Consider the following 26,620-nt stretch of genomic DNA (forward strand, 5'->3'; position numbering starts at 1 on the left):
GGTTTCCCACAAGCGGTCCAGATTATCCGCGTGGCTTTATAACGTGGAGATGCCTAGGCAATGTTCACCATCGATAAAAACAAGCCGGTGCTGGTCACGGGCGCGGGCGGCTATGTGGCCTCCTGGATCGTGAAGCAACTTTTGGATCAAGGATGTACCGTGAGGGGAACGGTCAGGCACCTGGACGCCAAAGACCGCTACCAACACCTGGAACGCGCCGCCGCGCCCGGTTCATTCCAGCCGGTGGCCGCCGATCTGCTGGTGAAAGGTTCTTTCGACGCGGCGGCCCAAGGCTGCGAAGTGGTTATCCATACCGCCTCGCCATTCCTGGGCGTCGGGGTGGAAGACCCGCACCGGCAACTCATCGAACCGGCGCTCGAAGGCACCCTCAACGTCCTCGACGCCGTGCAAAAAGCCGGCTCGGTGAAGAAGGTGGTCCTGACCTCCAGCGTCGCGGCCATCTGCGGCGATAACGCCGACCTCCAGCGGACGCCGCGGGGTATATTCACCGAGGCGGATTGGAACGAAAGCAGTTCGGCCCGCCACCAGCCCTACCCCTATTCCAAGACGCTCGCCGAACGCGCCGCCTGGACAGTGGCCCAGGGCCAAGACCGCTGGCGCTTGGTGACGATCAATCCGGGATTCGTCATGGGGCCTTCCCTCAGCCCGAGGGTCGATTCCACCAGCATCGCCACCTTGCGCGATTTCCTGCGGGGCCGCTTCGCCTGGGGCGTGCCCGCGCTGGCGTTCGGCGTGGTCGATGTGCGCGATGTCGCGGCGGCGCATTTGGCCGCGGCGTTCCGGGCCGACGCCGAGGGCAGGCATATCGTGGTGGGCGAGGGCGGTTCGCTGCTCGGGATCGCCCAGGCCATAGAGCGGCATTTTCCGGGGCGCTACAAGTTGCCGAAACGGACCCTTCCCAAGGTCTTGGCCTATGTGGCCGGTCCCGGCTTTGGCCTGAGCTGGCGCTTCATCGCCAGGAACATCGGCTTGCCGGTGGCCTTCGACAATACCAAAAGCCAAACCCGGCTGGGCCTCCGCTATATCCCTTTTTCCCAAACCATCCAAGACCATGTCGAACAATTACTCGCCGACGGCCTCGTTTAAACCCTTATTCATCGTCAGCACCGGACGCTGCGGTTCGACCCTGTTGTCGAATATGGTCAAGCTGCATCCCGACCTGTTGAGCATTTCGGAATTCTTCACCTCGCTGTCCAGCAACGCCTTTCCCGGCGGGGGGCGGCCGACGGGCGAGGCGGTGTTCCAGCGCCTGAATACCCTGCCGCCCGGCGGACGGGCCTTGTTGAAGAACGGCCTGACCGTCGATGAATTCCTGTATCCGCAAGGGGGCCGTTACCAACCCGAGAATCTGCCGCCGATCCTCTGCGCCACGCTGCCGCACCTGACCGGGGACCCTGACGCGCTCTGGGACGAACTCGCCCCCTTGTTGCGGGCGCGGGGCGCGGACACGCTGGCCGGGCATTACCGCTTCGTGTTCGATTGGCTGGCCTGCCGCTTCGGGAAACAGGCATGGCTGGAGCGTTCCGGGGCGTCTTTGTTGTTCGTGCCCACCTTGGCCCGGATGTTTCCCGATGCGCGGTTCGTCCATATCTACCGGGATGGCCGGGATACCGCCCTGTCCATGTACCGCCATCACTTTTTCCGCCTGCGGGTGCAGGCCGCGCTGCGCTTGAAGGCGTTCGGGCTCGACCCCTTCCACCCGTTCAACGTGCCCGGCACCAGCCCGTGGATGCCCTGGTTCGAGCGGCTGTTGTTCTGGCGCTTCGATGCCGAGAAATACCGGCGGACCGAACTCCCGCTTGCGGCGTTCGGGGGGTTCTGGAGCGGCATGATCGAACGCGGCCTCGGGTATTTGAACGCCTTGCCGCAGAACCGGGTGTTGTCCGTGGGTTATGAAATCCTGGTGGCCGCGCCGCGCGAGGAATTGACCCGGTTCATCCGGTTCGTGGGGCCGGAATACGAAAACCCGGCCTGGCTGGAGGCGGCGGCCGCCCTGCCGCGCTCCAGGCCACCCGCTTGGCAAGGGCTGGCCCCGGACGAACAAGCCCGGCTGGCCGCCGCCTGCGCGCCGGGACAACAACTTTTGGGCTACGGCCTTCAACCCTAGCGATCCAGGTGACACGCCATGACCACCCAACTCCCTCCCGGCCCCAAAGGCCGCGCCATCCGCCATTTCTGGGCGCGGCTACACAATAACGCCGATTTCTTCGCCCGCCTCCAGGCCGAATATGGCGGCATCGTTTATCTCAGCGTGCCGTTCAGGAAGCTCTGCGTGATCTTCGACCCGGTGCTGATCCAGCAAGCCTTGGTCGAAAAACGCGCCTCGTTCGAGCAAGGGCCGGGTTATAAGCGGGCCACTTTCCTGGGCGGTCCCACCGTGCTGACCTCGGATGGCGACGAGCATAAGCGGCGGCGCAAGCTGGTCCAGCCGTCCTTCCACAAGCAGGCGCTCAACGGTTATGCCGAGACCATGATCGATGAGACGGACAAACTGCAACGGGGCTGGCGCGACGGCCAGACCATCGACCTCGTCCAAACCACCACCGCGACCGCCCTGAATATCGCGACCCGGACCTTCTTCGGCGCGGATTCGCGGATCGATCCCGGTTTGGTCGGGGAGGCGCTCAAAGGCGTTTTTTGGGATTTCACGCTCGGCCAATTGCCGTTCAACCGCTATTTGGCCCGCTTGCCTTTGCCGCGGAACCGGCAGGCCCAAGCCGCTTTCCGTGCGCTGGATCATGAGATCGACGCCATCATCGACCAAGCCCTCGACGCCAGCCAGGAACGTAACGACCTGATTTCCCATTTGGTCCGGGCCAAGGACGAAGGCGGCGTGGATCGCTCCTTGAACCGCGCCGAGGTGCGCGACGAAGCCTATGTCATTTTGATGGCGGGCCATGAAACCACCGCCAACGTCATGGCCTGGATGTTCTACTGCCTCGACCAGCACCCGGCGGTGCGCGAGCGCTTGGAGCGCGAAATCGACGGGGTGTTGGGGGGGCGGCGTCCGGGCTTGGCCGATTACGACCGGCTGGTGTATGCGCGCGCGGTGTTCGACGAGACGGTGCGCCTATTCCCGCCGGTCTACTACGTCGGACGCCAAGCCATCGAGGACAGTACCCTCGGCGATTACTTGATTCCCAAGGGAACGGCCCTCCAGCCTTGTTTGCTGGCCGGCCTCCGCGATGAACGTTTCTTCGAGGAGGCCGGGGGCTTCAAGCCGGAGCGTTGGCTGGAGGAGAACGACCATCCCAAGCTGGCCCTGTCGGCCTTCGGGCTGGGCGTCCATAAATGCGTGGGCGAAGCCTTCGCCAGGATGGAAGCCGTGTTCATGCTGGCGGCCATCGTCCCGCGCTGGCGGTTGAATGTGGTGTCCAGCCATCCCCCCGTGGTGAATTCCCTGGTGTTCTATCAATTTCCACGGGGGTTCCAGATGACCGTGCGGGCGCGGGCGGCGACCGCGCCATAGCCGTTCAAGCCGGAGGGCGGGAGGCGTGCTGCCCGAAGGGGACGCTCTCGTAATCGCTCATGTCCAGCCAGAACTCCATCCCCATGAAGTTACGGACGGCGGCGGGCACCAAAAAGGGCAACCATTCCGACCCGCGCACGCAGGCCATGAAGGCATGGCCCAGCCACCGGTGCCGGGCCGGGGGGAAGCCCAGGCGGTCGGCCAAGCCGTCGCCGAGCAGATGGCGGGACATCGTATAGACGAGGTTGATCTCCCATTGGGCCAGGCGCGGATCGTCGATTTTCAGGAAGGCCGGTCCCGCCTCCATCATCGATTTACACAGCCGCTTGGAGTCCTCGTCGGGATCGAATTCCAGGGAAAAGCCGATATCGAGCAACCGTTGCGCCTCATACTCCGAGGTGTAGACCATCTCGGGATGGATGCCGAACAAATAGCCGACATAGCGCCAAGTCAACAAGATGCTCTCGACCTCTTGCGGGGTGAAGCGGACCCCCATGCGCTGCATACCCTTCAGCACATAGAACGAGAAGAACACGGCATTCATCGCCATATGCGCCTGATTGATCGGCAGGCCATAGGTCGCGCAATCCCACTGGCCGGATCGCAGCAACTGCTGCCGGGCGCGGGCGTGCATCATCCGCATCAACACCGCCCATTTAAAGCCGTCCGCATCGCGCCGCAAGCCCTGGGGATAGAACGTCTCGACCACGAAGCGCGCCGTGCGGGCGAAACGCAACGGGGTCGCATTGAGGAGTTCGGCGGTGAACGCCAGGGGTTTGTTGCCGTTGGCCAGATAAGAGTGCGGCAAGGCATAGGCCGCGAACGACAGCGCGACCAAGAAGCCGTTGCGGCAAATCTTGGCGCTGGCATGGCGCATGCGGTCCCAATCCACCCATAACGGCACACGATCCAGCGTCTCGAACAAGGCCCGCAGTTCGTCGGGCGCGTCCTCGACCGCCCCGATACCTTCTTCAAGCGCCAGGTTCAGCATTTTCATGCCGTCGCCGGGCGGGAGCGTAGCGAAATGAAGGGTCAATGCGTCGGCCAGCGGGTCGCCGATATGCAGGCATTCCAGATAGCGGTCAACGGCTTCGCCATGCCGCGCCTTGGCCGCCGCGACGCGCTCGGGAGACAGCGGGGGAAATGGCGAGCTTCCGGGAGTAAAGGGTTCGGCTTTCATCGGTCTTCTTCTGAAGGTTGCGCGATTGATTGAAGAATATAGGAGAGGTTGACCAAACAAATGTGGGCGGCGGAGAAACGCCCGTATACGCCAACGATACGGGGCGCGGCACTTGGCAAGGCGCGTGCCTGGGGTGTTCCTGGGTCGCGGGCTGGCCTGTGGTTCGTGGATGAATGGAGCGGTGCGGAACCCGTGGTCTTGCCGGTTCCGCGGGCTTGAGGTCGGACGTATTCCGCCGCATGGTCGGGATGCCACATCCGGTGGGATACGCGGGTGTGCTATTCCACCCCATAAGCTATAACGTGGCGTTAATTACCTGTCAAATTCGATAGGCCGGACCCCCAGGAACCGCTCGATTCGCAGGGGGCACCAACCCATAAAGGACCCGCTTATCCTAAACAGCGGTAATCCTCCGATGAATCTCGAGGCAATGCCGCACCAGGTTTGGGTGGTTTTCCAGGCAGCGTTTCAGGGGGGTATCGATTTCGTAAAAGTGGATGTTGGCGAGGAAACCGTAGAGGGCGGCGTCGAGGCTGGTGGGTTGGTCGCCGAACACGAATCCTTGCGCCGGAACGAGGTCTGCCAGCACTTGGAGGTCGGCGATGCCACGGGCTAGGGCCGCATCCGGCTCATAGCGGCCTATGCCTTGGAAGAAATAGCGCTGGCGGTTGTATTCGCGGGCTTGGCACAGCGCGGTTTCGTTGATTTCGGGGTGTTCCCGCGTCAGTGCCGCACAGAAGGCGGGCCAGTAGCGTTCGTCCTGCCAGCGCGAATAAGACATCGCCCAGTAGAGGTCGTCCAGCAGGCGGCTGGCCCAGACACAGGTGTTGCGCTGTGCGGGGGTCAAACCGGCATCGAGGTTGGATGGGTACTTTTGGTTAAGGTGGGCAATGATGGTGTCGCTGTCGCCCACGGTCTGGTTCTGGTCGATGAGATAGGGAAGTTGCCCCCGGGGTGCCTTGGAAGCATCAAGCGTATGCACCTGCTCGAAAGCCAGTCCCGCGAGGCGCATGAACGCGAAAACCTTCAGGCCGTAGCCATTGTTGTCGGCGACGCCGAATAGGGGAGGGTAAGAATAGAGGGTCAGCATCGCAAAGCCTCGTTGGGGATGGTGGTTGATAGGGCAGATCGGTACCGTAGGATGGGTGGAGCGTAGCGAAACCCCTCTTGCCGCTGCGTGGTTGGGATTCCACATCCGGCGGAATACGCAGGTACGCTATTCCACCCTACGGGCCTGTCTCCGTTCACCACAGCTACGGAATGTGGCGCTCCACTACCGGCAATAATCTGGAATCAAGGACTGCGGCGGTTCTATGGCCTATTCCAGCCATATATCTAGGATTGGAGGCGAAAGCGAAGAAGCTTGCCACGGAGCTTTGCCTAACCAGCATGACAATATCCCATTGCTCTTCGCTGGGGCCGACAAGGAGTTTTCCACCGTCCCCGAGCAGTAGCAGTTCACCGCCACTTGCCTTGAGGAAGGGCAGGGCGTGGTCTATGTATTTTTGGAACGCCTCTCCGCCGGATATTTGGGTTTGGGGTGCCAGTTCCGGGCTATTGGCGTAATCCGCGATCTCTTTGAGGCGGATCAGGTTCAGCATCACCACCGGCCCTGAAATACCCCGTCTAAATAAGGCGGCTCCCGATTCTTGGGTGGGTTCTATGAAGTATTTTTCCATGGCTTTTTGCTAATGAGCCGGGTTTGGCTGTCGCTTCTTGTAGTGTGCGGTGATGAGCGGGGCTGCCCAAATGATGCGATTCCCTTCGTTCATCGCATCCTACGAGCTATAGCGGCTCGTGATCGTGTTCATAGGTCTCGATCAAATCGCCAATCACGGAAACCAGCGAATATAGCGGATGGGTGGCATCGTCCCGGACAATATCGAGTAGGTTGTTCAAGAGTTCGGTGGCTTGTTCGTAATCGCTTTCTGATTCGATATGGGATATGGGGGCGGTGGCTCTGAGTGCCTGCCAAGCGGGAACCAGTTTTTCGATGTTGAGGACGGCGTTCATTTTTTCCTCCAATGGTTTCGGTCATATTCGGCGTGGGTCATGACTTGCCGGATATAGAGGCGTTATTTGTCGTAGTGGATGACGGTGGCGATCCGATATTTATTGCCGCCCACATCGAATAACGTATAGCCATCGACATAATCCGCCGAGCTGAAGGTTCTCCGCAATTCGGGAAAGGATGTTGCCGTAATTTGCCCCATTTTGCGAAACCATTCTTCCAACGCGGGTTTCGATTCCGGGTGGCGTCCCCAGAATTCACGGATGGGTTTCTTGGAGATAACTCGCATGGTTTTCTGGGAGGTGGGTGGTTATATCCAAAATGGCGGGGGCGGGTCGGCGGAATACGTGGGTACGCTATTCTGCCCTAAGGCCTTACTGGTTAAAAGCAAGCCGCAGTAGCTCCAATATAGAAAGCACGTCCGTAAGTCGCGTCGCTAAAGCCGGGGTTGCTATTGATAAAGTCATCTCTAATTTTTTCGTATTCCGTACTCTTGTCTATAAATGCGATTCCTACCGCATAACAAGACGACATGAGCATTTTTGAGCGCTTTATCCAATCTTCAATTTCTGTTTGAGATGCCGCAGCAAAAATCTCGAACGGATTAATTTGGCTATCGGGTTCTTTGGCTGAATGCCGTGAGTTGTAAAATGTGATAATGAATATACCGTCTGCCAAGTTGACTGAGAGTGCTTCGTCAATTGTTTTTTGCTTGTACGATTTCGCCGTGTTTTCCAAAGGCGTTTTCCTTGCTTTACTCGCTTTATTGGTTAGGCCGCTCCGATTAGTGCAGGATGACATAAAATCTGTGCTGATTCCCTCACCCATGCTCCTTCCGCCGCGCCCCCAAAACATTATGCACCTCCCCGATCCGGTCCAGCGCCTGGCTCAACTGGGCCAGGTCGGCGACTTCCGCCGTGATGAGCATCACCACATCCCCCTTGTCGGGATCGGTCAGCGTGTTGCTGCGGAGGATGTTGATATGCTCGGCGGACAGCACATGGGCGATATCCTTCAATAAGCCCTTGCGGTCCAGCGCCCGCACTTCCAGTTCCACCGGGAAGGTTTCCTGCTCCTCGCCCCAGGCCACATCGATCAAACGGCTGTGCTTCTCCTCGCGCAATTGCAATACGTTCACGCAATCCCGCCGGTGGATGGCGATGCCCCGCCCGATGGTGATATAGCCCACGATGGGATCGCCCGGCACCGGGGCGCAACAGCGGGCCATATGGGTCATGAGGTTGCGGATACCCTGGATCGTCACTTCCTCCTTGGCCTGGCCTTGCGGCACCGGTTTCTTCACCACCGGCACCTTGGGGCGCGGCGGCTGCCAATCGGCGGGTTTCAGCACGCCCGCCAACTGCGCCGCCGAAATATCGGCCCGGCCCACCGCCAACAACAAATCGTTGCCGTGCGGCAGATGGAAATGCCGCGCCAGGTCCTCCAAATCCACCTCCTTCACGCCCATCTTCTGGCGTTCGCGGTCGAGGATGGTTTTGCCGGCCTTGAGGTGTTTTTCGTGGTCCTGCTGGCGGAACCACGCCCTGATCTTGCCGCGGGCGTGGGCGGTCTTGACATAGCCCAAGTGGCTGTCGAGCCAACCCAGGCTCGGCCCGCCGGCCTTGGTGGTCAGCACCTCGACCTTGTCGCCGGATTTCAAGGCGTGGGTCAGCTGCACCATGCGCCCGTTGACCTTCGCGCCCCGGCAATGGTGGCCGACCTCGGTGTGGATGGCATAGGCGAAATCCACCGGCGTCGCCCCCTTGCGCAGCCGGATCACCTGGCCCTTGGGCGTCAGCACGAAGATTTGGTCCTCGAACAATTCCGCCCGGAAGCTTTCCAGGATGGTTTCGTCCTCCTTGTTTTCCAGGAGGCGGCGCAGGGCGTTGATGCTGCGGTCGAGGGCGGCATCTTGCCTGCCGCCTTCCTTGTAGCGCCAATGCGCGGCCACGCCGTATTCGGCGAAGGCGTGCATGTCCTCGGTGCGGATTTGGATTTCGACGGGCCTGCCTTCCGGTCCCACCACCACGGTGTGCAACGATTGGTAGCCGTTGTCCTTGGGGTTGGCGATGTAATCGTCGAATTCCTTGGGGACATGCAGCCAGCGGCTATGCACCAAACCCAGCACGGCATAGCAGGACGGCACGTCCTCGACGATGGCCCTGACCGCGTGCAGATCGTAAAGCTCGTCCAGCGGCACCTCCTTCCGGGTCATTTTGCGGTGGATGCTGTAGATATGCTTGGGGCGGCCGAACACCCGCACCTTGATGCCCTGGGCCTCGAATTCCTCGCGCAGGTCGGCCATGAAACGGTGGATGAAGCCTTCGCGCTCGGCGCGGTTGGCGGCCAGGGATTTGGCGAGCTGCTTGTATTCCTCCGGTTCCAGGTAGCGGAACGACAGGTCTTCCAGTTCCCACTTGAGCTGGCCGACGCCGAGCCGGTTGGCCAGCGGGGCGAAGATGTCCAGGGTTTCCAGGGCGATCTTGCGGCGCTGGCGTTCGTCCTGGTCCTGGTCCTTGAGCAGGCGCAGGCGTTGCAGGCGGTAGGCCAGCTTCACCACCACGCCGCGCACATCGTTCACCACCGCCAGCAACATGCGCCGCAGCAATTCGGCCTGGTCGGGTTGCTTGGGCTCGTCGGGGCGGTATTCGTCGAAGGTGTTGAGCCAGTTCACCTTGCGCACCAGTTCGGCGATGGCCGGGCCGAAACGGTGTTCGATCTCGTGTTCGTCCAGGGTGTCGCGCAGATAGGGATCGCTGAGCAGGGCGACCTGGAGGGTCGGGGCATCGACCTTGAGATTGTGCAGGGTGTGGGCGACATCGATGCCGCGGGGGCGGACCTGGGTGTCGTTGTCCCGCGCCTTGACGGCGAGTTCGAGGGCTTCGGCGATCTTGCCGCGCTCCTCTTCCTTGTAGCCCGCCGACAGCCGGGCCAGCAGTTCGTCGTTGGGGCGGGAGGAAATATCGGCGTGGTAATAGGAATGCTTCATGGGAAATCCGTATCGGTCCCGGCGCGGGCCGCTTCCGCTGAATTCTAGGGGTTCCGCGCCGGGGTTCAACCCCAGGCCATGACCCGGTTGCGGCCGGCCGCTTGGGCGAGGTGGAGGGCGTTGTCGGCCTGGGCGAGCAGTTGCTCGCCGGAAAGTCCGTGGCGGGGATATTCGGCGATCCCGATGGACAGGGTGCAGCGCAGGGTCTGGCCGGCGTGGTCGATGGCGAGCGCTTCCACGGCGGCGCGCCAGGATTCGGCCCGCCGGGCCGCGTTCATCAGGGGCGCGCCGGGCAGCACCGCCACGAAGACCGCGTCGCCGTAGCGGCAGGCCAGGTCTGCGCCGCGCATCTGGCTTTGCAGGAGGCCGGCCACGGTTTTGAGGGCCGGATCGCCCGCCCGTTGGTCGATCTTCATGGCCACCACGCTGAGGGGCTGGTCTTCCCGGCCCACGCGGTTGAGTTCCCGGTGCAGGGTGGCTTCCAGGTAGTGGCGGTTGAACAGGCCGGTCAGTCCGTCGCGCACCGCGAAGCCGGCCAGTTGCTCCTGTAGCCGCTGGTTTTCCAATAGCCGCATTTCCAGGTGCTCGTTGGCTTCGTGCAGTTGGTCCTCGGCGCGTTTGCGGGCGGTGATATCGAGCAGGAAGCCCACCACATAGCGGGCGGCGCCCTCGGCGTCGCGCAACGCGCCGACCGATAAATCCCCCCAGAATGGCGTGCCATCCTGGCGGACATAGGCTTGCTCGACACGGTATTGGGCGATTTCGCCACGCAGCAGGGCACCGATCCGGCCTTGGTCCAGGGAAGCGGAGGGGCGCAGCGCCCGCGCATCGTCCCAGGTGTAGCCGAACAGTTCCAGCCAGCGCGGATTGGCGTCCAGCAGCCGGCCCGTCGCGTCCAACAGCACGATGCCGATCCCGGCTTGGTCGAACATGGCCCGCCACCAGGCCGACCGGGGGTCCGGGAATCCGTGGGCCGGGTCGTCCTGCGCCTCGTCCAGGCTCAACAAGGCATATTCGCGGCCTTCGATCAGCGTGCGCTCGGCCTCGACCCGGCACCAGGCGCGGGCTCCCGCGGCGCTGTGCAAGGCCGTGCGGTCCAGGCGGGCCGGTCCGGTCCGGGTGGTTTCGAGCAGGTGGGCGAGGTCGCCGGGTTCGGAGAAGAACGCCGCCGCCGGGCCGGGCTGGGCGGTGGTTCCGAGCTTTTCCCGCGCCCGGCGGTTGGCGAAGGCGATACGGCCATCGTCCAGGGCGACCAGCAGCACGGGACGGGGGATGGGGTCTATCCAGGGGAAAGCGGCACTGGGTGGCATCCGGGGCAACACTGGGGTAGGGGCGTTGAGGGGGGCCGCGAAGGCCGGGCTAGCCAGGTTCGGTCGGCGTGGGCGCGGCCGCTTCGGCTCGGGGGCAGTATATCCCGGCGGGGAATCCGGGGCGAGCCACGCGGTCCGGGTTTATGGAAGCGGCCCGTCCATGGCGAAGGCTAGTCCCTCCGCTGCCCTTAAGCAATGCAGGGATTCCCGTATTGCCGGGGCGGGGTGGCTTTGCTGCAATGCCAAAGCCTGTTTCCAGGCGGAGGGCCGAGAGATGGCCCATGGCAATCGAAACCACTGCTGGATGATGATGCTTATGGACGGAAAATTCACCATTGGAACCACCATGATCTACGCGCCGCTGCACAGCAATCCGCGGCGCGCCCAATATGTCGGCAAGGAGGCCGTCATCGTCCGCCATCCGCACTCCGACACCCACGAGGTCTATATCGTCTTCGCTTCCGGGTTGGTGCTGCTGGTGCCGGAATACGATCTCAGGCCCGTCGGCCTGGAACCCGCCCCCGGCCAGGCCGCCGCGGCCTACGCGCCCAAGACGCCGCCGTCGCGGCAAACTTTATACCGGGTGGCGTAGCCCGGATGGAGCGAAGCGGAATCCGGGGGTTCTTGGGGAAACCCGGAGTCCCGGATTCCACTGCGTTCCAGCCTGGCCCGGCGTTGTTTCCTATCGTCCTGGATGCGCGGGGAGACAGGGGGCGGGGTGCCATGGGAAAATCCCGGCCCGTTCCTCAGCCACCGCGCCGCTATGAGCGATCTCCTCCGCAGTGAATTCGCGCTGCCTTCCCATGCCAATCCCGCCGAACTGGCCGATGCCTTGGAGCAAGCCTTCGGCTTCCTGCCCCAGGGACGCCGCCGTTTGGAGCGGGTGTATTACGACAGCTTCGACGGGCGCTTGCGGCGGGCCGGGTTCGGCTACGCCATCGAGCCGGATGGGGACGCGCTCGCCGTATGGGTGGCCGGACCCGGCGGCGCTTGGTATGAGCCGGTCGCCGTCGCGGCCCCGCCGCGCTTCGCCCAAGACCTGCCGTCGGCTCCTTGGCGCGGGCCGGTGGCGGCCTTGCTGGATTGCCGGGCCTTGCTACCCCGGCCCGGTATCGCCTTGGTGCGCGAGATGTTCGTGTGGGAGGACGCGGCGGGCGAGGCGCTGATGCGGGCGGAACTGGATATTCCGGCGCTGGAAGCGCCGCCGCTTCCTGTCCGGTTGCGGCTGGTCGCGGTCGGCTGCGGGCATAAGCGGTTCCGCCATACCGTGGTGGCTGTGAGCGGACGCTTCGGTTTGGAGCCCGCCCCGGTGGGTGGACGGGCCGAGGTGTCGGAGTTATCCGGCGTGGCCGGATGCCGGCTCGATCCGGCGGAGCGGGCCGATGTGGCGGCCAAGCGCATCCTGGCGGCCCAGTGGGCGGCGATCCGGCGCAACGAGGCCGGTGTCCTGGACCCCATCGACACCGAATTCCTGCACGATTTCAGGGTCGCGGTGCGGCGCACCCGCGCCGCCCTGGGCCAGATCAAAGGCGTGTTCCCGGCGGCGGCCACCCTGCGCTATGCCCAGGCTTTCGCGGAGCTCGGGCGCGTCACCGGCGAACCCCGCGATTTGGATGTGTACCTGTTGGATTTCGAGCGGCACCGGGAGGCGTTGCCGGAGGCTTGGCACGGCGAACTCGAACCGTTGCGGGCGCTGCTCCGCGAACGCGCCGCGGCCGCCCATGCCCGGCTCAACGACTATCTCAAGTCCCCCGGCTACCGCAGCATGGCGCGGCAATGGGAGCGCTTCCTGCACCGCGAACCGCCCGCCCGTCCCACCGCGCCGCAAGCCGCCCTGCCGATCCGGGCGTTGGCCGGCCGCCGCATCTGGAAGCTCTATCGGCGGGTGGTCGCGGAAGGCTTGGCGATAGAACCCGCGAGCCCCGCCGACCGGCTCCATGAATTGCGCAAGACCGCCAAGAAACTGCGCTATCTGCTGGAATTCTTCCGCGAACTCTATCCGCCGGAGCGGATCGACCCGCTCATCAAGGCGCTCAAAGGCTTGCAGGAACATTTGGGCGCGTACCAGGATGCCCAGGCCCAGATCGGGCAGTTACGGGATTTCGCCGAAGCCTTGCGGGCAACGGGCGCGCCGACCGGGACGCTGTTGGCCTTGGGTGCCTTGCTGGACCGGCGTTATAACCACGAGCGGCGGTTGCGGGAGGATTTTCCGGACTGCTTCGCCGGGTTCGCGGCGGCGGGGCGGCGGCGCAAATTCCGGCGTTTGTTCAAGCCCGCGGCCAAGCCGCTATAGGGCGGACACGCCGGGTCCGCCTATGCCTTGCCGCCGGGGCCGGCCGGTCCCGGCAAAACGCGCGGATTGGCGATGCCATGCGGCACATGCCCGGTCGCCACATGCCCCGAGGCCGAGGCGCAATGCTTCTGCTGGTCGTCGAAGAAAATATCCGCCCCGAACGCCCGCAAGAATGGCCCCTTGTCCATCCCGCCCAGGAACAAAGCCTCGTCGATGCGGATATTCCACGCCCTGAGCGTCCTGACCACCCGTTCGTGGGCGGGCGCGCCGCGGGCCGTGACCAGGGCGGTGCGGATCGGGGCCAGGTCGGGCGGGAACAGGCTTTGGATATGGTGCAGGCTGGCGAGGAAGGCTTTGAACGGACCGCCGGACAGCGGCGTCTTGGCCTTTTCGACCTCGTTCTCGGTGAACGCGCCAAGGCCGTCGGCTTGGTAGATGCGCTCGGCTTCGTCGGAGAACAGCACGGCGTCGCCATCGAAGGCGATGCGGAGTTGGGGGTTGGTGCTGTGGGCCGGGTTGGAATCGAGGATGGTGGCGGCGGCGTGGCCCGCGGCCAGGGCCTGGGCCACGTCCTCGGCGTTGGCCGATAGGAACAGGTCGGCCCCGAACGCGCCGATGTAGCCGAACGGCGATTGGCCGCTGGTGAAGGCGGCGCGGGTGATATCCAGCCCGTGGCGGCGGATCGAATTGAACACCCGCAGCCCGGTGTCGGCGCTGTTGCGGGAGAGCAGGATGACCTCGACCAGGGGTTCCGGCAGCGCCGGGTTCAGGGCCAAAAGTTTTTGCACCAGGGTGAACGCCACGCCGGGTTCCAGGGTCTCATCCTCGTGCTTGACTTGGTAGCGGCAGAAGGCGTCCTTGCCTTCGGCCTCGAAGATGCGGTGCGACTCGTCCAGGTCGAACAGGGCGCGGGACGAGATGGCGACCACGAGTTTTTTATCCTGTTTCATCGCGTTCCGGTCCGGGTGGGGTGGCGGCGGGGCGGTCGCGGCCCGGCGGGTTGCCTGTGTACATTTGCGGCACACTCCCGCAAAATTCGCTCCCTTGCAAGCGGACTACCCTGCCCATCTTGACCGATTACATAAAGAGAAAACGACAAAGGCAACCCAACATGAAAGATTTCATCGCTAAATTCACACGCGGCAAGTTTTCGATTCTATTCCTGATCCTTTTCGTGGCCCTGCTCTACACGGTGTTGAACAACGGGGTGATGCCCCTGGTGATGAGTATTGTGAAATCGGACGCCTTTTTCGAGAAGGAGGCGGAGGAGGAGCAATTGGGCCGGATCGAGAACAAGACCCCCCGCATCGGCTATGCCTTGAGCCATTGCAAGGACGCGGTGAAGGACGAGGGCGACCTATCGGATGCCGCCCAGTTCCTCGACGAGAAATCCGAAGCCTGGGCCTTGGGCAACCGCCATTACATCATCCGCTCCACCGTCAGGATCATCGACCAGGACAAGGGCCAGGTCGACAGGTTATTCGCCTGCAAGGTCCGCATGATCGCCGACAACGAGGCCGATCCCAATAGCTGGTCCATCCTGGGCGTGGATTTCAACGAACCTTCCAACTGAGCGGAGATCGCGCGGGGCGCTGTTTCCGGTCCCATGTCCTAGAGCATTTTCACATTCCCTATAGGGTGGGCACGTATTCCGTGCCCACCGGGACGATCCTGCAAATCCCCTAACCCTGGGAGGCTGGCCCGCCCCAGGGTTTTTTGCGGTCCCGGTTCAGCCCGGTGGCCAAGCCATGGCCCGCCCCCCCAGCACATGCAGGTGCAGGTGGTAGACCTCCTGCCCGCCATCGCTCCGGCAATTGATGACGGTGCGGTAGCCGTTGGTCAAGCCTTCCAATTCCGCCACTTTCTGCACCGCCCCGAACAAGGCCGCGGCCAGGGCCGGATCGTCGGTCGGCAGGTCGTCCAGGGTGGCGCAATGCCGTTTGGGGATGACCAGCACATGCACCGGGGCGCGGGGCCGGATATCCCGGAACGCCAGCGCGTGCTCGTTCTCGTAGACCACGGCGGGCTTGATCTCGCCGGACACCATCTTGCAAAACAGGCAGTCGGTCATGGTGGATTTTCCCTTGGGCTGTGGGATGGATGGTTGGGAACGCCGGGCTGACGGGGGTCAGAAATCGCGGCGGCCCTTGAAGGCATGGGCCAGGGTGGTGCCGTCCACGTATTCGAGTTCGCCGCCGAACGGCATCCCATAGGCGATCCGGCTGGTGCGGACGCCGTCGCGCCGGGCCATCTCGTGGATGTAATGGGCGGTGGCCTCGCCTTCCACCGTGGTGTTGGTGGCGAGGATGGCTTCCTTGACCTCGCCCGATTGGAAACGCCGTTCCAGCAGATCCAGCCGCAGTTCGTCCGGGCCGATGCCGTCCAGCGGCGACAAGCGCCCGTGCAGCACGAAGAATACGCCCTGGAAGCCGGTCGCGGCCTGGTCGATGGCGTGGACCTCGGCGGGGGTTTCCACCACGCACAGCAGGGAGCGGTCGCGCTGGGGGTTGGCGCAGACCGGGCAGAGCGCGCCCTCGGTCAGGGTGCGGCACTCGGCGCAATGGCCGATCCGGTCGAGGGCGTCCAGCAGCGCCTCGGCCAATTGGCGGGCACCGGGGCGGTTGCGCTGCAACAGGTGGAAGGCCATGCGCTGGGCCGATTTTGGCCCCACCCCCGGCAGGCAGCGCAGGGCTTGCATCAAGCGGGCGAGGGCACCGGTCGCGGGCATGGCGCGGATGGCGACTAGAACGGCAGCTTGAAGCCGGCCGGCAACTCCATACCGCCGGTCAAACCCGCCAGCTTTTCCTGCTTGAGGTTGGCGACCTTGTTGACGGCGTCGTTGACGGCGGCGGCGACCAAATCCTCCAGCATGTCGCGGTCGTCCTTCAACAGGCTGTCGTCGATTTCCACCTTCAAGACCTGGCGCTTGCCGGTCATGGCGATCTTGACCAGCCCGCCGCCGGATTCGCCCTGGACCCGGAGTTCGGCCAATTCCTCCTGGGCTTTCTTCAGGTTTTCCTGCATTTGCTGCGCTTGCTGCATCAGATGGGCGAGGGGATTCTTCATGGCGGTGGCTCCGGGGCGGGTTCAATCCAGGGGTTTGACGGAACCGGGCACGATGCGGGCATCGAACCGTTCCTTCAAGGCGATGACGTTTTCGTCTTGTTCTATTTCGATCTCCGCCGCCCGTTGGCGTTCTTCCTTTTGCCGCTGGTTTTGCAGGGCGGGGGTTTCGCCCGCGGGTTCGCCGAGCTTGATGGTGAGCTTGAGCGGACGGCGGAAATAGTCTTGCAGGGCTTTTTCCAGGTTGGCCTCGGTATGGGCGGCGCGGAGCAGGGCTTGCTTGGGATGCAGCAGCAGGACGCAGGAGGTTTCGTCCAGATGTTCCAGCACGCAGTTGTTGGCCAGTTCGCGGGCCAGGGCGGCGACGCCGGTGGCGCGGATCAACTCGCGCCAATTGACCTGTCCGGGGATGGGGACGCCGCCGTCCGGGGAGTGCGCCGCCGGGCCGGGGGCCGGAGGTGGCGGCGCGACCGGGGCGGGTGCCTGGGTATGGGCCGGGGGCGGTTCGGGCCGGGCCTGGGGTGTCGGGGACGGATGGACCAGCCGCGGTGGTTCCGGGCGTGGCGCGGAAGGCTGGGGCGGGTGGGCCGCGGCCTCCGCCGGACGGAAGGCCAGCATCCGCAGCAGGACCATCTCGAAGCCGCCGCGCGGATCGGGCGCGAGGGGCAGGTCGCGCTGGCCGACCAGCCCGGTTTGGTAGAACAACTGCAAATCCTCGGCGCTCAGGCGCTGGGCCAGGGCCAGGATGCGCTCGGCGTCCTCGTCGCGGCGGACCGCCTCGGGTACCCATTGGGCCAGGGCGGCATGGTGCAGGGCGATCAGCAATTGTTGCAGCACGTCGCCGTAATTGGGGGCGTGTTCCGACAGGGCTTCGACCAAGGCCAACAGCGCCGCCGCGTCGCTCCGGGCCAGGGCGTCCAGCAAATCGAACACGGGCCGCCGCGACACCGTGCCCAGCATGGCGCTGACCTCGGCCTCGCCCAGGCGTCCGCCGCCGTGGACGATGGCTTGGTCCAACAGGCTCAGCCCATCGCGCATGGAGCCATCGGCGGCGCGGGCCAGGGCTTTCACCGCGTTGGCCTCGAATTGGATTTCCTCCTTGCGCAGGATGGATTCCATCTGGGTGCCGATTTGGCCGGGGGTCAGGCGCTTGAGGTTGAACTGCAAACAGCGCGATAGCACCGTGACCGGGATTTTCTGGGGGTCGGTGGTCGCCAGCAGGAATTTGATATGGGGCGGCGGTTCTTCCAGGGTCTTCAGCAGGGCGTTGAAGCTATGCCCCGAGAGCATGTGGACTTCGTCGATCAGGTAGACCTTGTAGCGGCCTTGGCTGGGCGCGTACAGCACATTGTCGAGCAGGTCGCGGGTGTCCTCGACCTTGGTGCGGGAGGCGGCGTCCACCTCGATCAGATCGACGAAGCGGCCCTCGTCCACTTCCCGACAAACCAGGCAGTGGCCGCAAGGGTCGGAGCCATGGCGGGATTCGCAATTGATGGCCTTGGCGAGGATGCGGGCCAGGGTGGTCTTGCCCACGCCGCGGGTGCCGGTGAACAGATAGGCGTGGTGCAGGCGGGCGGTTTCGAGCGCGTGGGTCAAGGCCCTGACGACATGCTCTTGGCCGACGATTTCGCTGAAGTTACGGGGTCGCCACTTGCGGGCTAAAGCCTGATAGGCCATTTGGGCTCGCTGCCGGTTATCGACCGTGTAGGCATGGGGGATGGGAGGGTGGCAGTCGTATCAGCCACACCCCGGCACACGAATCCGGTGCTACCGTTGCTCCCTTCCGGGCCTGGCGGGGTTCGCAGCGTATCGTTGCGAGGGGACCGACACGACTTGCCATTGAACTCTGGCGTTGGCTCCGGGCCGTTTGGACCGGGGCCGTCGATGAGGACGCGCATTATGATGGATGGCTTGTGGCGATTCAAGCCTTGACTTTTCAAGAAGACGGTTGGCATCCGAAACAACCGCCTCCGCCGGATCAGGTTTTGCCTAGTGCGGGCTTGCGGCGGGGGGCCGTCCAGGCCAGGCCCGCGAGGCCCAGCGCCATGAGCGCGGGCAGGGTGGGTTCGGGAATCGGGGTGGCGTCGCTGGAGGCCGAGGCCGCGAACCTGGACGGTGGAGGTTCGGGGGTCGCGATGGACGGGAGTATCTCGATGCCGGTCACCGCCTTGCCCTTGGCGTTGACGAACAGCAGTGGGCTGGCCGACCCGCCTTTGACGAAATAGCTCTTGTTCCGCGCGTCGAGGGCGTCGGAGAACAGGACGCCGGTATAGGTGTGGCCGGCCAGCAGGGTGGTCACGGTGTTTTGGAACAGGATGTCCTTGAATTGCCGGGCGAAGGCCGTGCTTGTCAAGTCCTTTTGCACCAGCGCGTTATCCAGGCTGGTGAAGGGCGAGTACGTCCCCTCGAAAATCGCGAAGCCGACCTCGGCGGTGCTGGACGGTCCCCGCTTCATGTCGAACAGGCCGCCACCGACGGTGACGTTCTGGGACACCGAAAAGGTCCAGTGCTGGGTGTGGTTGATATCGGTTTGTGTCTGCGCCCCGGCGTGGCCGGTACTGACGAACAACACGGGCAAGGCTTGGACGGGCGTGCCCAGCGCCGAAGCCGCCAGAACGATCAGGCCTGCGCCTAGGTGGTGGATGGGTTTCATAGCGATCACCCTCGGGGGCTGAATGATTGATGAGGTTATACTGCTACGTTTATTTTAATACGCTTTGGAACGGGCGGGGCGGCTATTCGAGACAAACCGGCCTCAGTGGTCGGCCCGGTAGTAGCGGCAATATTTGCCGCGCACCGTTTTGTAGCCATCGACCTCCGGCGGCAGGCTTTCGGTGCTGCTGAGGAACAGATGGCCTCCGGGATTCAGCGCCCCCGCCAGCCGGGTCAGAATATTGCGTTTGATGTCGTCCGGGAAATAAATCAACACATTGCGGCAGAAGATCAGGTCGAACTTGCCCAAAGGCGCATAGGAGGCCAGCAGGTTGTAGGGCTGGAATCCCACCCTGGCGGTGATTTCCGGCCTGGGCCGCCATTTTTCGCCCACGGCCACGAAATAACGTTCCCGCAGTTTCGGGTCCAGCCCGCGCGATAGGGCCAGGTCGCCATAGCTGGCGCGGCTGGCCTCGGCCAAGGCCAGTTCGGAAATATCGGTGCCCAATATCCGCACTGGCCGCGCTCCCAGGGCGGGCCTGCCGCGCAAGAATTCCTCCACGCACAGGCTGATCGAATAAGGCTCCTGCCCGGTGGAACAAGCCGCCGACCAAATCCGCACCGTCCCGCCCAGCACCGCCATCCACGCGGGCAGCAGCACGTCCCGCAGTTCGTCGAAATGCGGGGTTTCCCGGAACCAGAAGGTTTCGTTGGTGGTCATGGCGTCGATGACGCGGGTCTTGAGCGCCGGGGCCACCGTTCCCGCACCCAGGGCCGCGATGAATTCGCCGAGTCCCGCGTAGCGGCCGCCGCGCAACACCCCGGACAAGCGGTTCCTGACCAGATATTGTTTATGCTCGCCGAGCAGGATGCCGGACGAATCCAGCAGGAAACGGCGGAAGACCGCGAATTCCTCCGGGGTCAAATCCCGGTCCGGTTCCGGCGGTGCGTCCATGGGCCTCGGGGCGGGCGGGCGCGGGGAGGGGATGTTCATCAGGCGCGGACCGGGGGGCCGTAGAGTTCCAGGTGGGTCCGCAATTGCTGCTGGACCAGGCGGGCCAGATCGTCCGGGACGTATTTGGCGAGGAACCGGTTCGCGCCGACCTTTTCCACCATGGCTTGGTTGAACACGCCGCTGAGCGAGGTGTGCAGCAGCACATAGACCTCTTTCATGCCGTGGGTTTTGCGCATGGTCGCGGTCAGGGTATAGCCGTCCATGCGCGGCATCTCGATATCGGAAATAATCAGCGCCAGGAACCGGGGCAAATCCTTGCCCTCGGCCTGCCAGGATTCCAGGATTTCGTAGGCTTCCTGCCCGTCCTTGGCCAGGGTGTAGGGCACGGACAATTGTTCCAGCACCTTCTTGATCTGGTTGCGGGCCACGGAGGAATCGTCCACCACCAGGACATGCTGGGAGAAGGTGTCGATGGCGGGATCGATGATCCCCGCCGAAACCTCCTCGCTGCCGCCGATCACTTCCTTCATCACCTTTTCCACGTCGATGACCTCGATCAATTCGCGGTCCACCTGGGTGACGGCGGTCAGGTAGCTATTGCGGCCCGCCCCGCGCGGCGGTGGCTGGATTTGTTCCCAGCCCATGTTGATGATGCGGTCCACCGCGCTGACCAGGAAGCCCTGGGTCGAGCGGTTGTACTCGGTGACGATGACATAGCCCTGGCAGTTCTGGGAAAAGCAGCCCGCGCCTATCGCCATCGACAGGTCCAGGACCGGGATGGTCTTGCCGCGCAGATGGGCGACGCCGCGGATGGCCGGGTGGGATTTGGGGATTTGGGTCAGGTTCGGGCATTGGATCACTTCCTGCACCTTGAACACGTTGATGCCGAAGCGCTGCTCGCCGCCGAGCTTGAACAGCAGCAGTTCCAGCCGGTTATGGCCGGCCAGTTTGGTTCTTTGGTCCACGCCATCGAGTATGCTGGACATCGGTGCTTCTCCGGAGGGGTTGCGGGGCGATAGGGGGGTGCCGGTCCCATGCCGGGAACCGCGAGGTTGGCGATGGGCGAATAGCGGTGACTATGAGTGTAGCGGCTGGTCGCCGGGCTGCTTGAGGGGGTCCGGCACCGTTCCTGCATCGTGGGGTGGAGGTTTCGGAGTCACGCCATGTCCAGCTTAGCCCGTATGATCTTCGCCTTCCCGCTCTGCCTCGCGCTGGCCGCGGCCCGCGCCGAACCGGGCTATCAATCCCATGCCTCCATCGTCGAGTCCATCCACCAGCGGGTCGAGTCGGAATTCCGACAGCGTGGCCAGGATTACCAGGCCGAGGTGTTGCCGCTCGACCCCCGTTTGCGCCTGCCGGAATGCGGCCGGCCCTTGGAAACCTTCCTCCCGCAGGGGCGGCGCGAGGCGGGGGCGTGGTCGGTCGGGGTGCGTTGCGAGGGCGAACGGCCTTGGACGATCTATGGCCGGGCCAATGTCCGGGGCAGCGTCGAGGTGGTGGTGTTGCGCAACGCGGTGCGGTCGGGCGGCTTGATCGGCCCCGCCGATATCGCCATGATGAAAAAGGATTTGGCCGGGCTCGGCGGCGATTATCTGACCGATCCCGCCCAGGCCGTCGGCCAGGTGGCGCGGCGCGGTTTGGCGGGCGGGACGCTGTTGAGCGCCGAGCAATTGACGGTCCCCAAGCTGGTCCAGCGCGGCGAGCGGGTGGTCATCCGCGCCGAGAGCGGCGGCTATCAAATCAGTTCGGGCGGCGAAGCCCTGGCCGATGGGCAGAAGGGCCAGCGCGTCCGGGTCCGCAACGAACAATCCGGGCGGGTGGTGCAGGGCACGGTGGCCGGGCCGGGCTTGGTGTTGGTGCAATAGGCGGGCGGATAACCCGACAATTCCACCTGGGATTTCTACCGTAAAGTTTATGGCCGCGCCGCCGCTAACCCTGTCAGCAGCTCCCATGAGGAATCAACCCAATGGACCTTAAATTGCCAAGCATCGCGGGCGGCATTCCCACGCCTTCGGCCAAGAAGACCCAGTCCGCCGACGCGGGCGCGGCCCCGGCGGCCACCGCCGCCGCCAAGCCATCCGAAGGGGAAGCCTCCGCCCAGCCCAACCTGCGTGTCGCCGAACTGACCCAGGGTTTGCTCGCCGAACCCGCCGTGGACCGGGACCGGGTGGAACAGGTGTCCGGCCAAATCCAGTCCGGTTCGTACCGGGGAGACGCCCAACGGGCGGCGGATAACATGATCCGCATGGAACTGTCCTTCCGGTAAGCCGCCATGCCCACGACACCCGCAACCCTGCGCGATCTGTTCCGCGCCACCTTGGACGGCCTCCGCGAGATGCACGGCCTGTTGGAGCAGGAGTCGGTGGCCTTGGGCGGACGCGATGCCGCCGCCCTGGAGCGCATCGCCCTGACCAAACAGGAGCTGGTGCCGATCCTCGACCGCTTGGCAGCGGAGCAAAGACGCTTTTTCGCCGCGGGGCCGGGGGGAATCGGCGGCATCGAAGCCTATCTGGCCGGGGCCAAGCCCGAAGCCGATCTGGCCGGGGCGCTCAGGGCCGATTGGCGCGAAATCCTGCGCCTCCTCGCCGCCTGCAAGCATCAGAACGAAATGAACGGCGCGTATATCGGCCTGCTGCGCCGCCATGTCGAAAACGCCCTCGATATCCTGCACGGTCCCGCCCAAGCCGAGGCCACCTATGGCCGCGATGGCGTCAAGCGCCGGGGCGGCGTGCATTCCCGGCGCTTCTACGCCGTATAGTTCCGCGGCGCGTCCGGCTGTTTCAAGGCTTGCCTTTCAAGACGACTGGTCGTATATTTCGGCCCCATGACCCGGACATCCACCAAACACTTCACCCGCGAAAAACTCCTCGATCAGGGCGTGGCCATGATCATGGAGCGCGGCTATCACGGCACCGGCCTACAGGAACTCTTGGCCGGGGTCGGCGTGCCCAAAGGCTCGTTCTACAACTATTTCGCCAGCAAGGAAGAATTCTGCGCCGAGGCCATCGGCCATTACATCGAGCCGTTCATCCAACTGTTGGAGGGCCATCTGGCCCGGCCCGGACGCGACGCGCTCGCGGCCTTGAAGGGCTATTTCGGGGAGTTGATCGGGGAACTGGAACGGCGCGGCTACAAGGGCGGTTGCCTGCTCGGCAACCTCATCGGCGAGATCGGCGATACCAACGAGGTTTGTCTCGCGGCCCTGCGCGGCGCGGTCCACCGCTACCGGGACGCGCTGGAACGGGGCTTGGCGCGGGCGCAGCGCGAAGGCACCGTCCGCGTCGATCTGGAGGCCGGGGCGATGGCCGATCTGCTGGCCGACGCTTGGCAGGGCGCGTTGTTGCGGATGAAGGTGGAGCAATCGACCCGGCCCCTCGAAGCCTGTATCGGCGGTTTGCTCGACGGTTATTTCAGGGCTTGAGGACCGGGCGGCCTCGGCATCGGCAAATGGAATCCGGGCTACGCGGTGGAACGGATTGCGCACCGGAAACGGGCGCATTATTTTTTGGCCGGATATAAAACGACTGGTCTACTTGGATAAGGCCGGTCGGACAGGCTTCAGTGGAAGATCAAGCGACGAGGGAACGCCACAACAATCGGGCCGGGCCGTGGCGACGGCACCGGCGCTATCAACCAAGTGAGGGCTATGCGAATGTTAAATCGAACCATCCTCCCCCGCGCCATCCGCGCCGCCTTGTGCGGATTGGCGTTGTCCGGCCTCGGTGCCATTCCCGCCGGGGCCGACGAAACCTGCCTCTCGCCCTATATGCCCAAGATCAAGGGCCAGGAAGATTTCGTCTACGTCTGGACCCTGGGCGTCGAAGGCCTGGGCGACGAACAGGACAAACTGGTCACGGTGGCCGTGAACCCGAAATCCCCCGATTACGGCAAGGTGGTCGGCAGCGTGTCGGTGGGCGGGCGCAACGAGGCCCACCATTCCGACTTCACCGACGACCGCCAATTCCTGTGGGCGGGCGGACTCGATACCAACAAGATTTTCATCTTCGATGTCCACAGCGATCCGGGCAAACCCAAGCTGGTCAAGACTTTGACCGACTTCGTGGCCAAGAGCGGCGGCGTGGTCGGGCCGCATTCGTTCTACGCCTTGCCGGGCCGGATGCTCATCACCGGGCTGTCCAACAACAAGGACCACGGCGGGCGCACCGCGATGGTGGAATACACCAACGCGGGCGATTACGTCGCCACCCATTGGATGCCCACCGACGACAACCTGGGCGGCGCGGTCAAGACCGGCAAATACGCCGACGGCTATGGCTACGATGTCCGCGCCCTGCCGCGCAAGAACGCCCTGGTCTCGACCTCGTTCACCGGTTGGAACAACTACATGATGGATTTCGGCAAGATGCTCCAGGACGCCGAGGCCATGAAGCATTTCGGCAATACCGTGGTGGTGTGGGATTTGATCGGCCGCCAGCCCAAGAAGGTGTTCGATGTGCCGGGCGCGCCCTTGGAAGTCCGTTGCGCCTGGGACGATGCCCATGACTATTGCTTCACCACCACCGCCTTGACCTCGAAGATTTGGCTGGTCGCCCCGGATGCCAAGGGCGAATGGCAGGCGACCGAAGTGGCCGATATCGGCGATCCGAGCAAGGTGCCGCTGCCGGTGGATATTTCGATTTCCAGCGACGACAAGCTGTTGTGGGTCGATACCTTCATGGACGGCAAGGCCCGCGCCTTCGATATTTCCGATCCCAAGCATCCCAAGCAGGTTTACGAGAAGGTCATCGGGGCGCAGCTCAACATGGCCTCGTCGAGTTGGGATGGCAAACGGGTGTATTTCACCTCCTCGCTGCTCGCCAACTGGGATAAGAAGGGCAAGGACAACGAGCAGTTCCTCAAGGGCTATGCCTGGGACGGCAAGGAGTTGAAGGAGCAATTCGCGGTCGATTTCACCCAGGAGAAGTTGGGCCGCGCCCATCAGATGCGGTTCGGGGCGTATTCGCTGTACAAGAGCGTGGCGGAGGCGCAACCCGCCGCCGTGGCCGAGGCCGCCAAGCGCTGAGGTCCACAACCCGATCCGGCCCTTGCCTCCGGGCGGGGGCCGATAAGCCAAACAACCTTTTTCCAACCCCGAGGAATGCCATGCAAGAGTATAAGAACCGGCAGGTGATCGTCCGCTTCAACCCGCATGCCTGTTCCCATGCCGGGGAATGCGTGCGCGGCCTGCCCCAGGTGTTCCATCCCTCGAAAGAGCCGTGGATCGATGTGGATGCCGCGACGCCCGAGGCCATCGCCGAAGTGGTCGAATGCTGTCCTTCGGGGGCTTTGAGCTATGAATATATCGTCTCGGCGGAGTGAAACTGCAACCAGAAAGGAGTGGCTGATATGCCCAAGTATCTGATCGAACGGGAAATCCCCGGTGCCGGAAAATTGACGGCGGAGGAATTGCGGGGTATCTCGCAGCAGTCGTGCAGCGTGCTGAACCGGCTAGGGCCGGGTATCCAGTGGGTACAGAGCTATGTGACCGGGGACACGATATATTGTGTTTATATCGCACCGAGCGAGGCATTGATCCGGCAACACGCGGAGGAGGGTGGATTCCCGGCCAATAGGATTTCGGAGATTACGGCGGTGATTGATCCGGCCACGGCGGGATAACTGGCGATGGGTGGGCTGGAAGTGGGATATTTTCCGTCCACCCTGCTGGCAGGGTGATATGTACTTTGTAGCTTTGACGCAGCGGGGAATATGTCGGGTTGCTTATATCTTTCGGTGTCGCATAAAATAGGTTGAAGGTAACCTGTTTGGCATCGATCAATAGTTGACCTGCCCTTATTGATAGCATGTCCAGTGATGCCATGGTTCTTATTTCAGATTGGATTAAAAAAGAGCCTTCGCGGGTGAGGATATCGATAAAAACTTGGTCCGCGTAAGCGCCTGACAATATGGCGATATAGTTGCCGGAACAGGTTGCCGCATCGATTGGTGATTGAGGTAGAAATCGCCAACCGCCGGTATTCAAAGTTCTATTCCAAGGTAGCCTGTCAATGAAAAAAGTAGAAGGGCATCCAGTTATTTGGGGTTTGTCCTTATCTGCGTCGTATGCCAAGCGCTCAATTTGAAATGGGTGTTGCGGATACGGCTTTATTCCCCTTCCTCCTCCAATCGGATCATCGGGAACCAGTACCTGTCTGACGAATTTGGCTGCATGTTCGCCTATCCATCCGGTTCCGCCTACTATTTGTCCCTCGCGCAGAAACCGTACTCCAAGAACCTCCCCATTTTCTCTATCGATTATAGATAGGTTTGATGCAAGAACCCGTTTATCGGATTCGTCAAAATCACGTGCTTCCTCTCGAACTTCGTAGCGTGCGTTGCGGGATACCGGCTTTCGGATGACAACCCCTCCAGCCCCCGCTCGCTCGTAGGTTTCCCCGCGATAAATGAAAAAGGGATAGTTAGCCCAAATAGCGCTCCCAACGTCGAACAGATATGGAGCTTTGAGAGGTACACCCGACTCGACAAGTTCGAAGCCCTCGACATGAGTAACTATGCGCTGTACGGATTGGAACGATACAGCCGTGTTTTTTGGTGAATCCAAAATGTATGTGGTGATTCCAGCCAGCAGTGTGATAAACACGGCTATTGCGAAAATTTCTGGAATCATAATTACTGCTGATTTTTTAAAGCTTCGGGTGGGTTGATTTTCCGTCACA

30 protein-coding genes and 1 other RNA gene are annotated in these 26,620 nt (G+C 63.2%); 13 read left to right on the forward strand and 18 right to left on the reverse strand.

The annotated features are described in order from the left end of the window. Window positions 1-60: 60 nt before the first annotated feature. The 3 genes from K5658_RS08295 to K5658_RS08305 are packed head-to-tail and all read left to right on the forward strand — an operon-like array spanning window position 61 to window position 3,490. Window positions 61-1,107 carry an NAD-dependent epimerase/dehydratase family protein gene (locus K5658_RS08295; RefSeq protein ID WP_221066476.1) on the forward strand — a complete coding sequence of 349 codons (1,047 nt, stop codon included), beginning with the start codon at window positions 61-63 and terminating at the stop codon, window positions 1,105-1,107. Then, entirely contained in the window at window positions 1,073-2,128 is a 1,056-nt protein-coding gene (locus K5658_RS08300; protein ID WP_221066477.1) for a sulfotransferase family protein, read from the forward strand. Before K5658_RS08295 ends, K5658_RS08300 begins: the two co-directional genes overlap by 35 nt. A gap of 18 nt (window positions 2,129-2,146) precedes the next feature. Continuing rightward, window positions 2,147-3,490, forward strand: a complete 1,344-nt coding sequence (locus K5658_RS08305; protein ID WP_221066478.1) for a cytochrome P450 — start codon at window positions 2,147-2,149, stop codon at window positions 3,488-3,490. Window positions 3,491-3,494: 4 nt separating this feature from the next. Here K5658_RS08305 and K5658_RS08310 read toward each other — a convergent pair whose 3' ends face one another. From K5658_RS08310 to K5658_RS08345, 8 genes are all read right to left on the reverse strand, one after another. Continuing rightward, a complete protein-coding gene (locus tag K5658_RS08310) occupies window positions 3,495-4,670 on the reverse strand; it encodes an oxygenase MpaB family protein (protein WP_221066479.1) in 1,176 nt (391 codons plus the stop codon). A gap of 394 nt (window positions 4,671-5,064) precedes the next feature. Beyond that, entirely contained in the window at window positions 5,065-5,760 is a 696-nt protein-coding gene (locus K5658_RS08315) for a glutathione S-transferase family protein (RefSeq protein WP_221066480.1), read from the reverse strand. Between the two features lie 163 nt (window positions 5,761-5,923). Further along, window positions 5,924-6,349, reverse strand: coding sequence for a hypothetical protein (locus K5658_RS08320; RefSeq protein WP_221066481.1), 426 nt, complete (start codon window positions 6,347-6,349; stop codon window positions 5,924-5,926). Between the two features lie 106 nt (window positions 6,350-6,455). Continuing rightward, entirely contained in the window at window positions 6,456-6,683 is a 228-nt protein-coding gene (locus K5658_RS08325) for a hypothetical protein (RefSeq protein WP_221066482.1), read from the reverse strand. 62 nt (window positions 6,684-6,745) lie between these two features. Beyond that, on the reverse strand, window positions 6,746-6,970 hold the full coding sequence (locus K5658_RS08330; RefSeq protein WP_221066483.1) for a type II toxin-antitoxin system HigB family toxin: 225 nt from the start codon (window positions 6,968-6,970) through the stop codon (window positions 6,746-6,748). Between the two features lie 92 nt (window positions 6,971-7,062). Beyond that, a complete protein-coding gene (locus K5658_RS08335; protein ID WP_221066484.1) occupies window positions 7,063-7,509 on the reverse strand; it encodes a hypothetical protein in 447 nt (148 codons plus the stop codon). Then, window positions 7,502-9,670 (reverse strand): RelA/SpoT family protein, encoded by a 2,169-nt coding sequence (locus K5658_RS08340; protein ID WP_221066485.1) that lies wholly within the window; start codon window positions 9,668-9,670, stop codon window positions 7,502-7,504. Before K5658_RS08340 ends, K5658_RS08335 begins: the two co-directional genes overlap by 8 nt. 65 nt (window positions 9,671-9,735) lie before the next feature. Then, on the reverse strand, window positions 9,736-10,980 hold the full coding sequence (locus K5658_RS08345; protein ID WP_221066486.1) for a GGDEF domain-containing protein: 1,245 nt from the start codon (window positions 10,978-10,980) through the stop codon (window positions 9,736-9,738). Between the two features lie 316 nt (window positions 10,981-11,296). Between K5658_RS08345 and K5658_RS08350 the strand changes: the two genes are divergently transcribed. Together K5658_RS08350 and K5658_RS08355 are read left to right on the forward strand one after the other, a co-directional pair. After that, the gene (locus K5658_RS08350) at window positions 11,297-11,572 is read left to right on the forward strand and encodes a hypothetical protein (protein WP_221066487.1); all 276 of its coding nucleotides are present in this window, start codon (window positions 11,297-11,299) and stop codon (window positions 11,570-11,572) included. 171 nt (window positions 11,573-11,743) lie between these two features. After that, entirely contained in the window at window positions 11,744-13,273 is a 1,530-nt protein-coding gene (locus tag K5658_RS08355; RefSeq protein ID WP_221066488.1) for a CYTH and CHAD domain-containing protein, read from the forward strand. A gap of 20 nt (window positions 13,274-13,293) precedes the next feature. Here the strand turns inward: K5658_RS08355 and K5658_RS08360 are convergent, their stop codons facing one another. Beyond that, the gene (locus tag K5658_RS08360; protein ID WP_221066489.1) at window positions 13,294-14,223 is read right to left on the reverse strand and encodes a 5'-nucleotidase; all 930 of its coding nucleotides are present in this window, start codon (window positions 14,221-14,223) and stop codon (window positions 13,294-13,296) included. A 161-nt stretch (window positions 14,224-14,384) separates the two neighbouring features. Here K5658_RS08360 and K5658_RS08365 point away from each other — a divergent pair, with 161 nt between their 5' ends. Beyond that, the gene (locus tag K5658_RS08365) at window positions 14,385-14,846 is read left to right on the forward strand and encodes a hypothetical protein (RefSeq protein WP_221066490.1); all 462 of its coding nucleotides are present in this window, start codon (window positions 14,385-14,387) and stop codon (window positions 14,844-14,846) included. Window positions 14,847-15,002: 156 nt separating this feature from the next. Here K5658_RS08365 and K5658_RS08370 read toward each other — a convergent pair whose 3' ends face one another. The 8 genes from K5658_RS08370 to K5658_RS08405 all read right to left on the reverse strand — a co-directional run bounded on the left by K5658_RS08370 (window position 15,003) and on the right by K5658_RS08405 (window position 20,929). Then, complete coding sequence (locus K5658_RS08370) at window positions 15,003-15,344, reverse strand: histidine triad nucleotide-binding protein (RefSeq protein ID WP_221066491.1); 342 nt, start codon at window positions 15,342-15,344, stop codon at window positions 15,003-15,005. 57 nt (window positions 15,345-15,401) lie between these two features. Beyond that, entirely contained in the window at window positions 15,402-16,001 is a 600-nt protein-coding gene (gene recR, locus K5658_RS08375) for a recombination mediator RecR (protein WP_221066492.1), read from the reverse strand. Window positions 16,002-16,015: 14 nt separating this feature from the next. After that, window positions 16,016-16,339: a YbaB/EbfC family nucleoid-associated protein gene (locus tag K5658_RS08380; RefSeq protein ID WP_221066493.1), complete on the reverse strand. Its 324-nt coding sequence runs from the start codon at window positions 16,337-16,339 to the stop codon at window positions 16,016-16,018. 21 nt (window positions 16,340-16,360) lie between these two features. Then, window positions 16,361-18,013 (reverse strand): DNA polymerase III subunit gamma/tau, encoded by a 1,653-nt coding sequence (gene dnaX, locus K5658_RS08385; RefSeq protein WP_221066494.1) that lies wholly within the window; start codon window positions 18,011-18,013, stop codon window positions 16,361-16,363. A 55-nt stretch (window positions 18,014-18,068) separates the two neighbouring features. Next, an RNA gene (gene ffs / locus K5658_RS08390) (signal recognition particle sRNA small type) lies at window positions 18,069-18,165 on the reverse strand. 149 nt (window positions 18,166-18,314) lie between these two features. Beyond that, window positions 18,315-18,989, reverse strand: a complete 675-nt coding sequence (locus tag K5658_RS08395; protein WP_221066495.1) for a PEP-CTERM sorting domain-containing protein — start codon at window positions 18,987-18,989, stop codon at window positions 18,315-18,317. Window positions 18,990-19,091: 102 nt separating this feature from the next. Then, the gene (locus tag K5658_RS08400; RefSeq protein ID WP_246628598.1) at window positions 19,092-19,982 is read right to left on the reverse strand and encodes a CheR family methyltransferase; all 891 of its coding nucleotides are present in this window, start codon (window positions 19,980-19,982) and stop codon (window positions 19,092-19,094) included. After that, a complete protein-coding gene (locus K5658_RS08405; protein WP_221066496.1) occupies window positions 19,982-20,929 on the reverse strand; it encodes a chemotaxis protein CheV in 948 nt (315 codons plus the stop codon). The genes K5658_RS08400 and K5658_RS08405 overlap by 1 nt, the downstream gene beginning before the upstream one ends. A 177-nt stretch (window positions 20,930-21,106) precedes the next feature. Between K5658_RS08405 and flgA the strand changes: the two genes are divergently transcribed. From flgA to K5658_RS08440, 7 genes are all read left to right on the forward strand, one after another. Further along, on the forward strand, window positions 21,107-21,808 hold the full coding sequence (gene flgA, locus K5658_RS08410) for a flagellar basal body P-ring formation chaperone FlgA (protein ID WP_221066497.1): 702 nt from the start codon (window positions 21,107-21,109) through the stop codon (window positions 21,806-21,808). A 101-nt stretch (window positions 21,809-21,909) separates the two neighbouring features. Further along, entirely contained in the window at window positions 21,910-22,209 is a 300-nt protein-coding gene (flgM, locus tag K5658_RS08415) for a flagellar biosynthesis anti-sigma factor FlgM (protein ID WP_221066498.1), read from the forward strand. 6 nt (window positions 22,210-22,215) lie between these two features. Further along, window positions 22,216-22,701 (forward strand): flagella synthesis protein FlgN, encoded by a 486-nt coding sequence (locus K5658_RS08420; RefSeq protein WP_221066499.1) that lies wholly within the window; start codon window positions 22,216-22,218, stop codon window positions 22,699-22,701. A gap of 66 nt (window positions 22,702-22,767) precedes the next feature. Further along, window positions 22,768-23,364, forward strand: coding sequence for a TetR/AcrR family transcriptional regulator (locus tag K5658_RS08425; protein ID WP_221066500.1), 597 nt, complete (start codon window positions 22,768-22,770; stop codon window positions 23,362-23,364). A gap of 231 nt (window positions 23,365-23,595) precedes the next feature. Then, on the forward strand, window positions 23,596-24,966 hold the full coding sequence (gene mtoX / locus K5658_RS08430; protein ID WP_221066501.1) for a methanethiol oxidase: 1,371 nt from the start codon (window positions 23,596-23,598) through the stop codon (window positions 24,964-24,966). Between the two features lie 80 nt (window positions 24,967-25,046). Next, on the forward strand, window positions 25,047-25,262 hold the full coding sequence (locus tag K5658_RS08435; protein WP_221066502.1) for a (4Fe-4S)-binding protein: 216 nt from the start codon (window positions 25,047-25,049) through the stop codon (window positions 25,260-25,262). Window positions 25,263-25,289: 27 nt separating this feature from the next. Beyond that, entirely contained in the window at window positions 25,290-25,562 is a 273-nt protein-coding gene (locus tag K5658_RS08440; RefSeq protein WP_221066503.1) for a DUF4242 domain-containing protein, read from the forward strand. Here the strand turns inward: K5658_RS08440 and K5658_RS08445 are convergent. Then, on the reverse strand, window positions 25,528-26,619 hold the full coding sequence (locus K5658_RS08445; RefSeq protein ID WP_221066504.1) for a hypothetical protein: 1,092 nt from the start codon (window positions 26,617-26,619) through the stop codon (window positions 25,528-25,530). The two genes, K5658_RS08440 and K5658_RS08445, sit on opposite strands and share 35 nt — an antisense overlap. Between the last annotated feature and the right edge of the window lies 1 nt (window position 26,620).

The organism is Methylomagnum ishizawai, assembly GCF_019670005.1.
Lineage (GTDB): Bacteria > Pseudomonadota > Gammaproteobacteria > Methylococcales > Methylococcaceae > Methylomagnum > Methylomagnum ishizawai.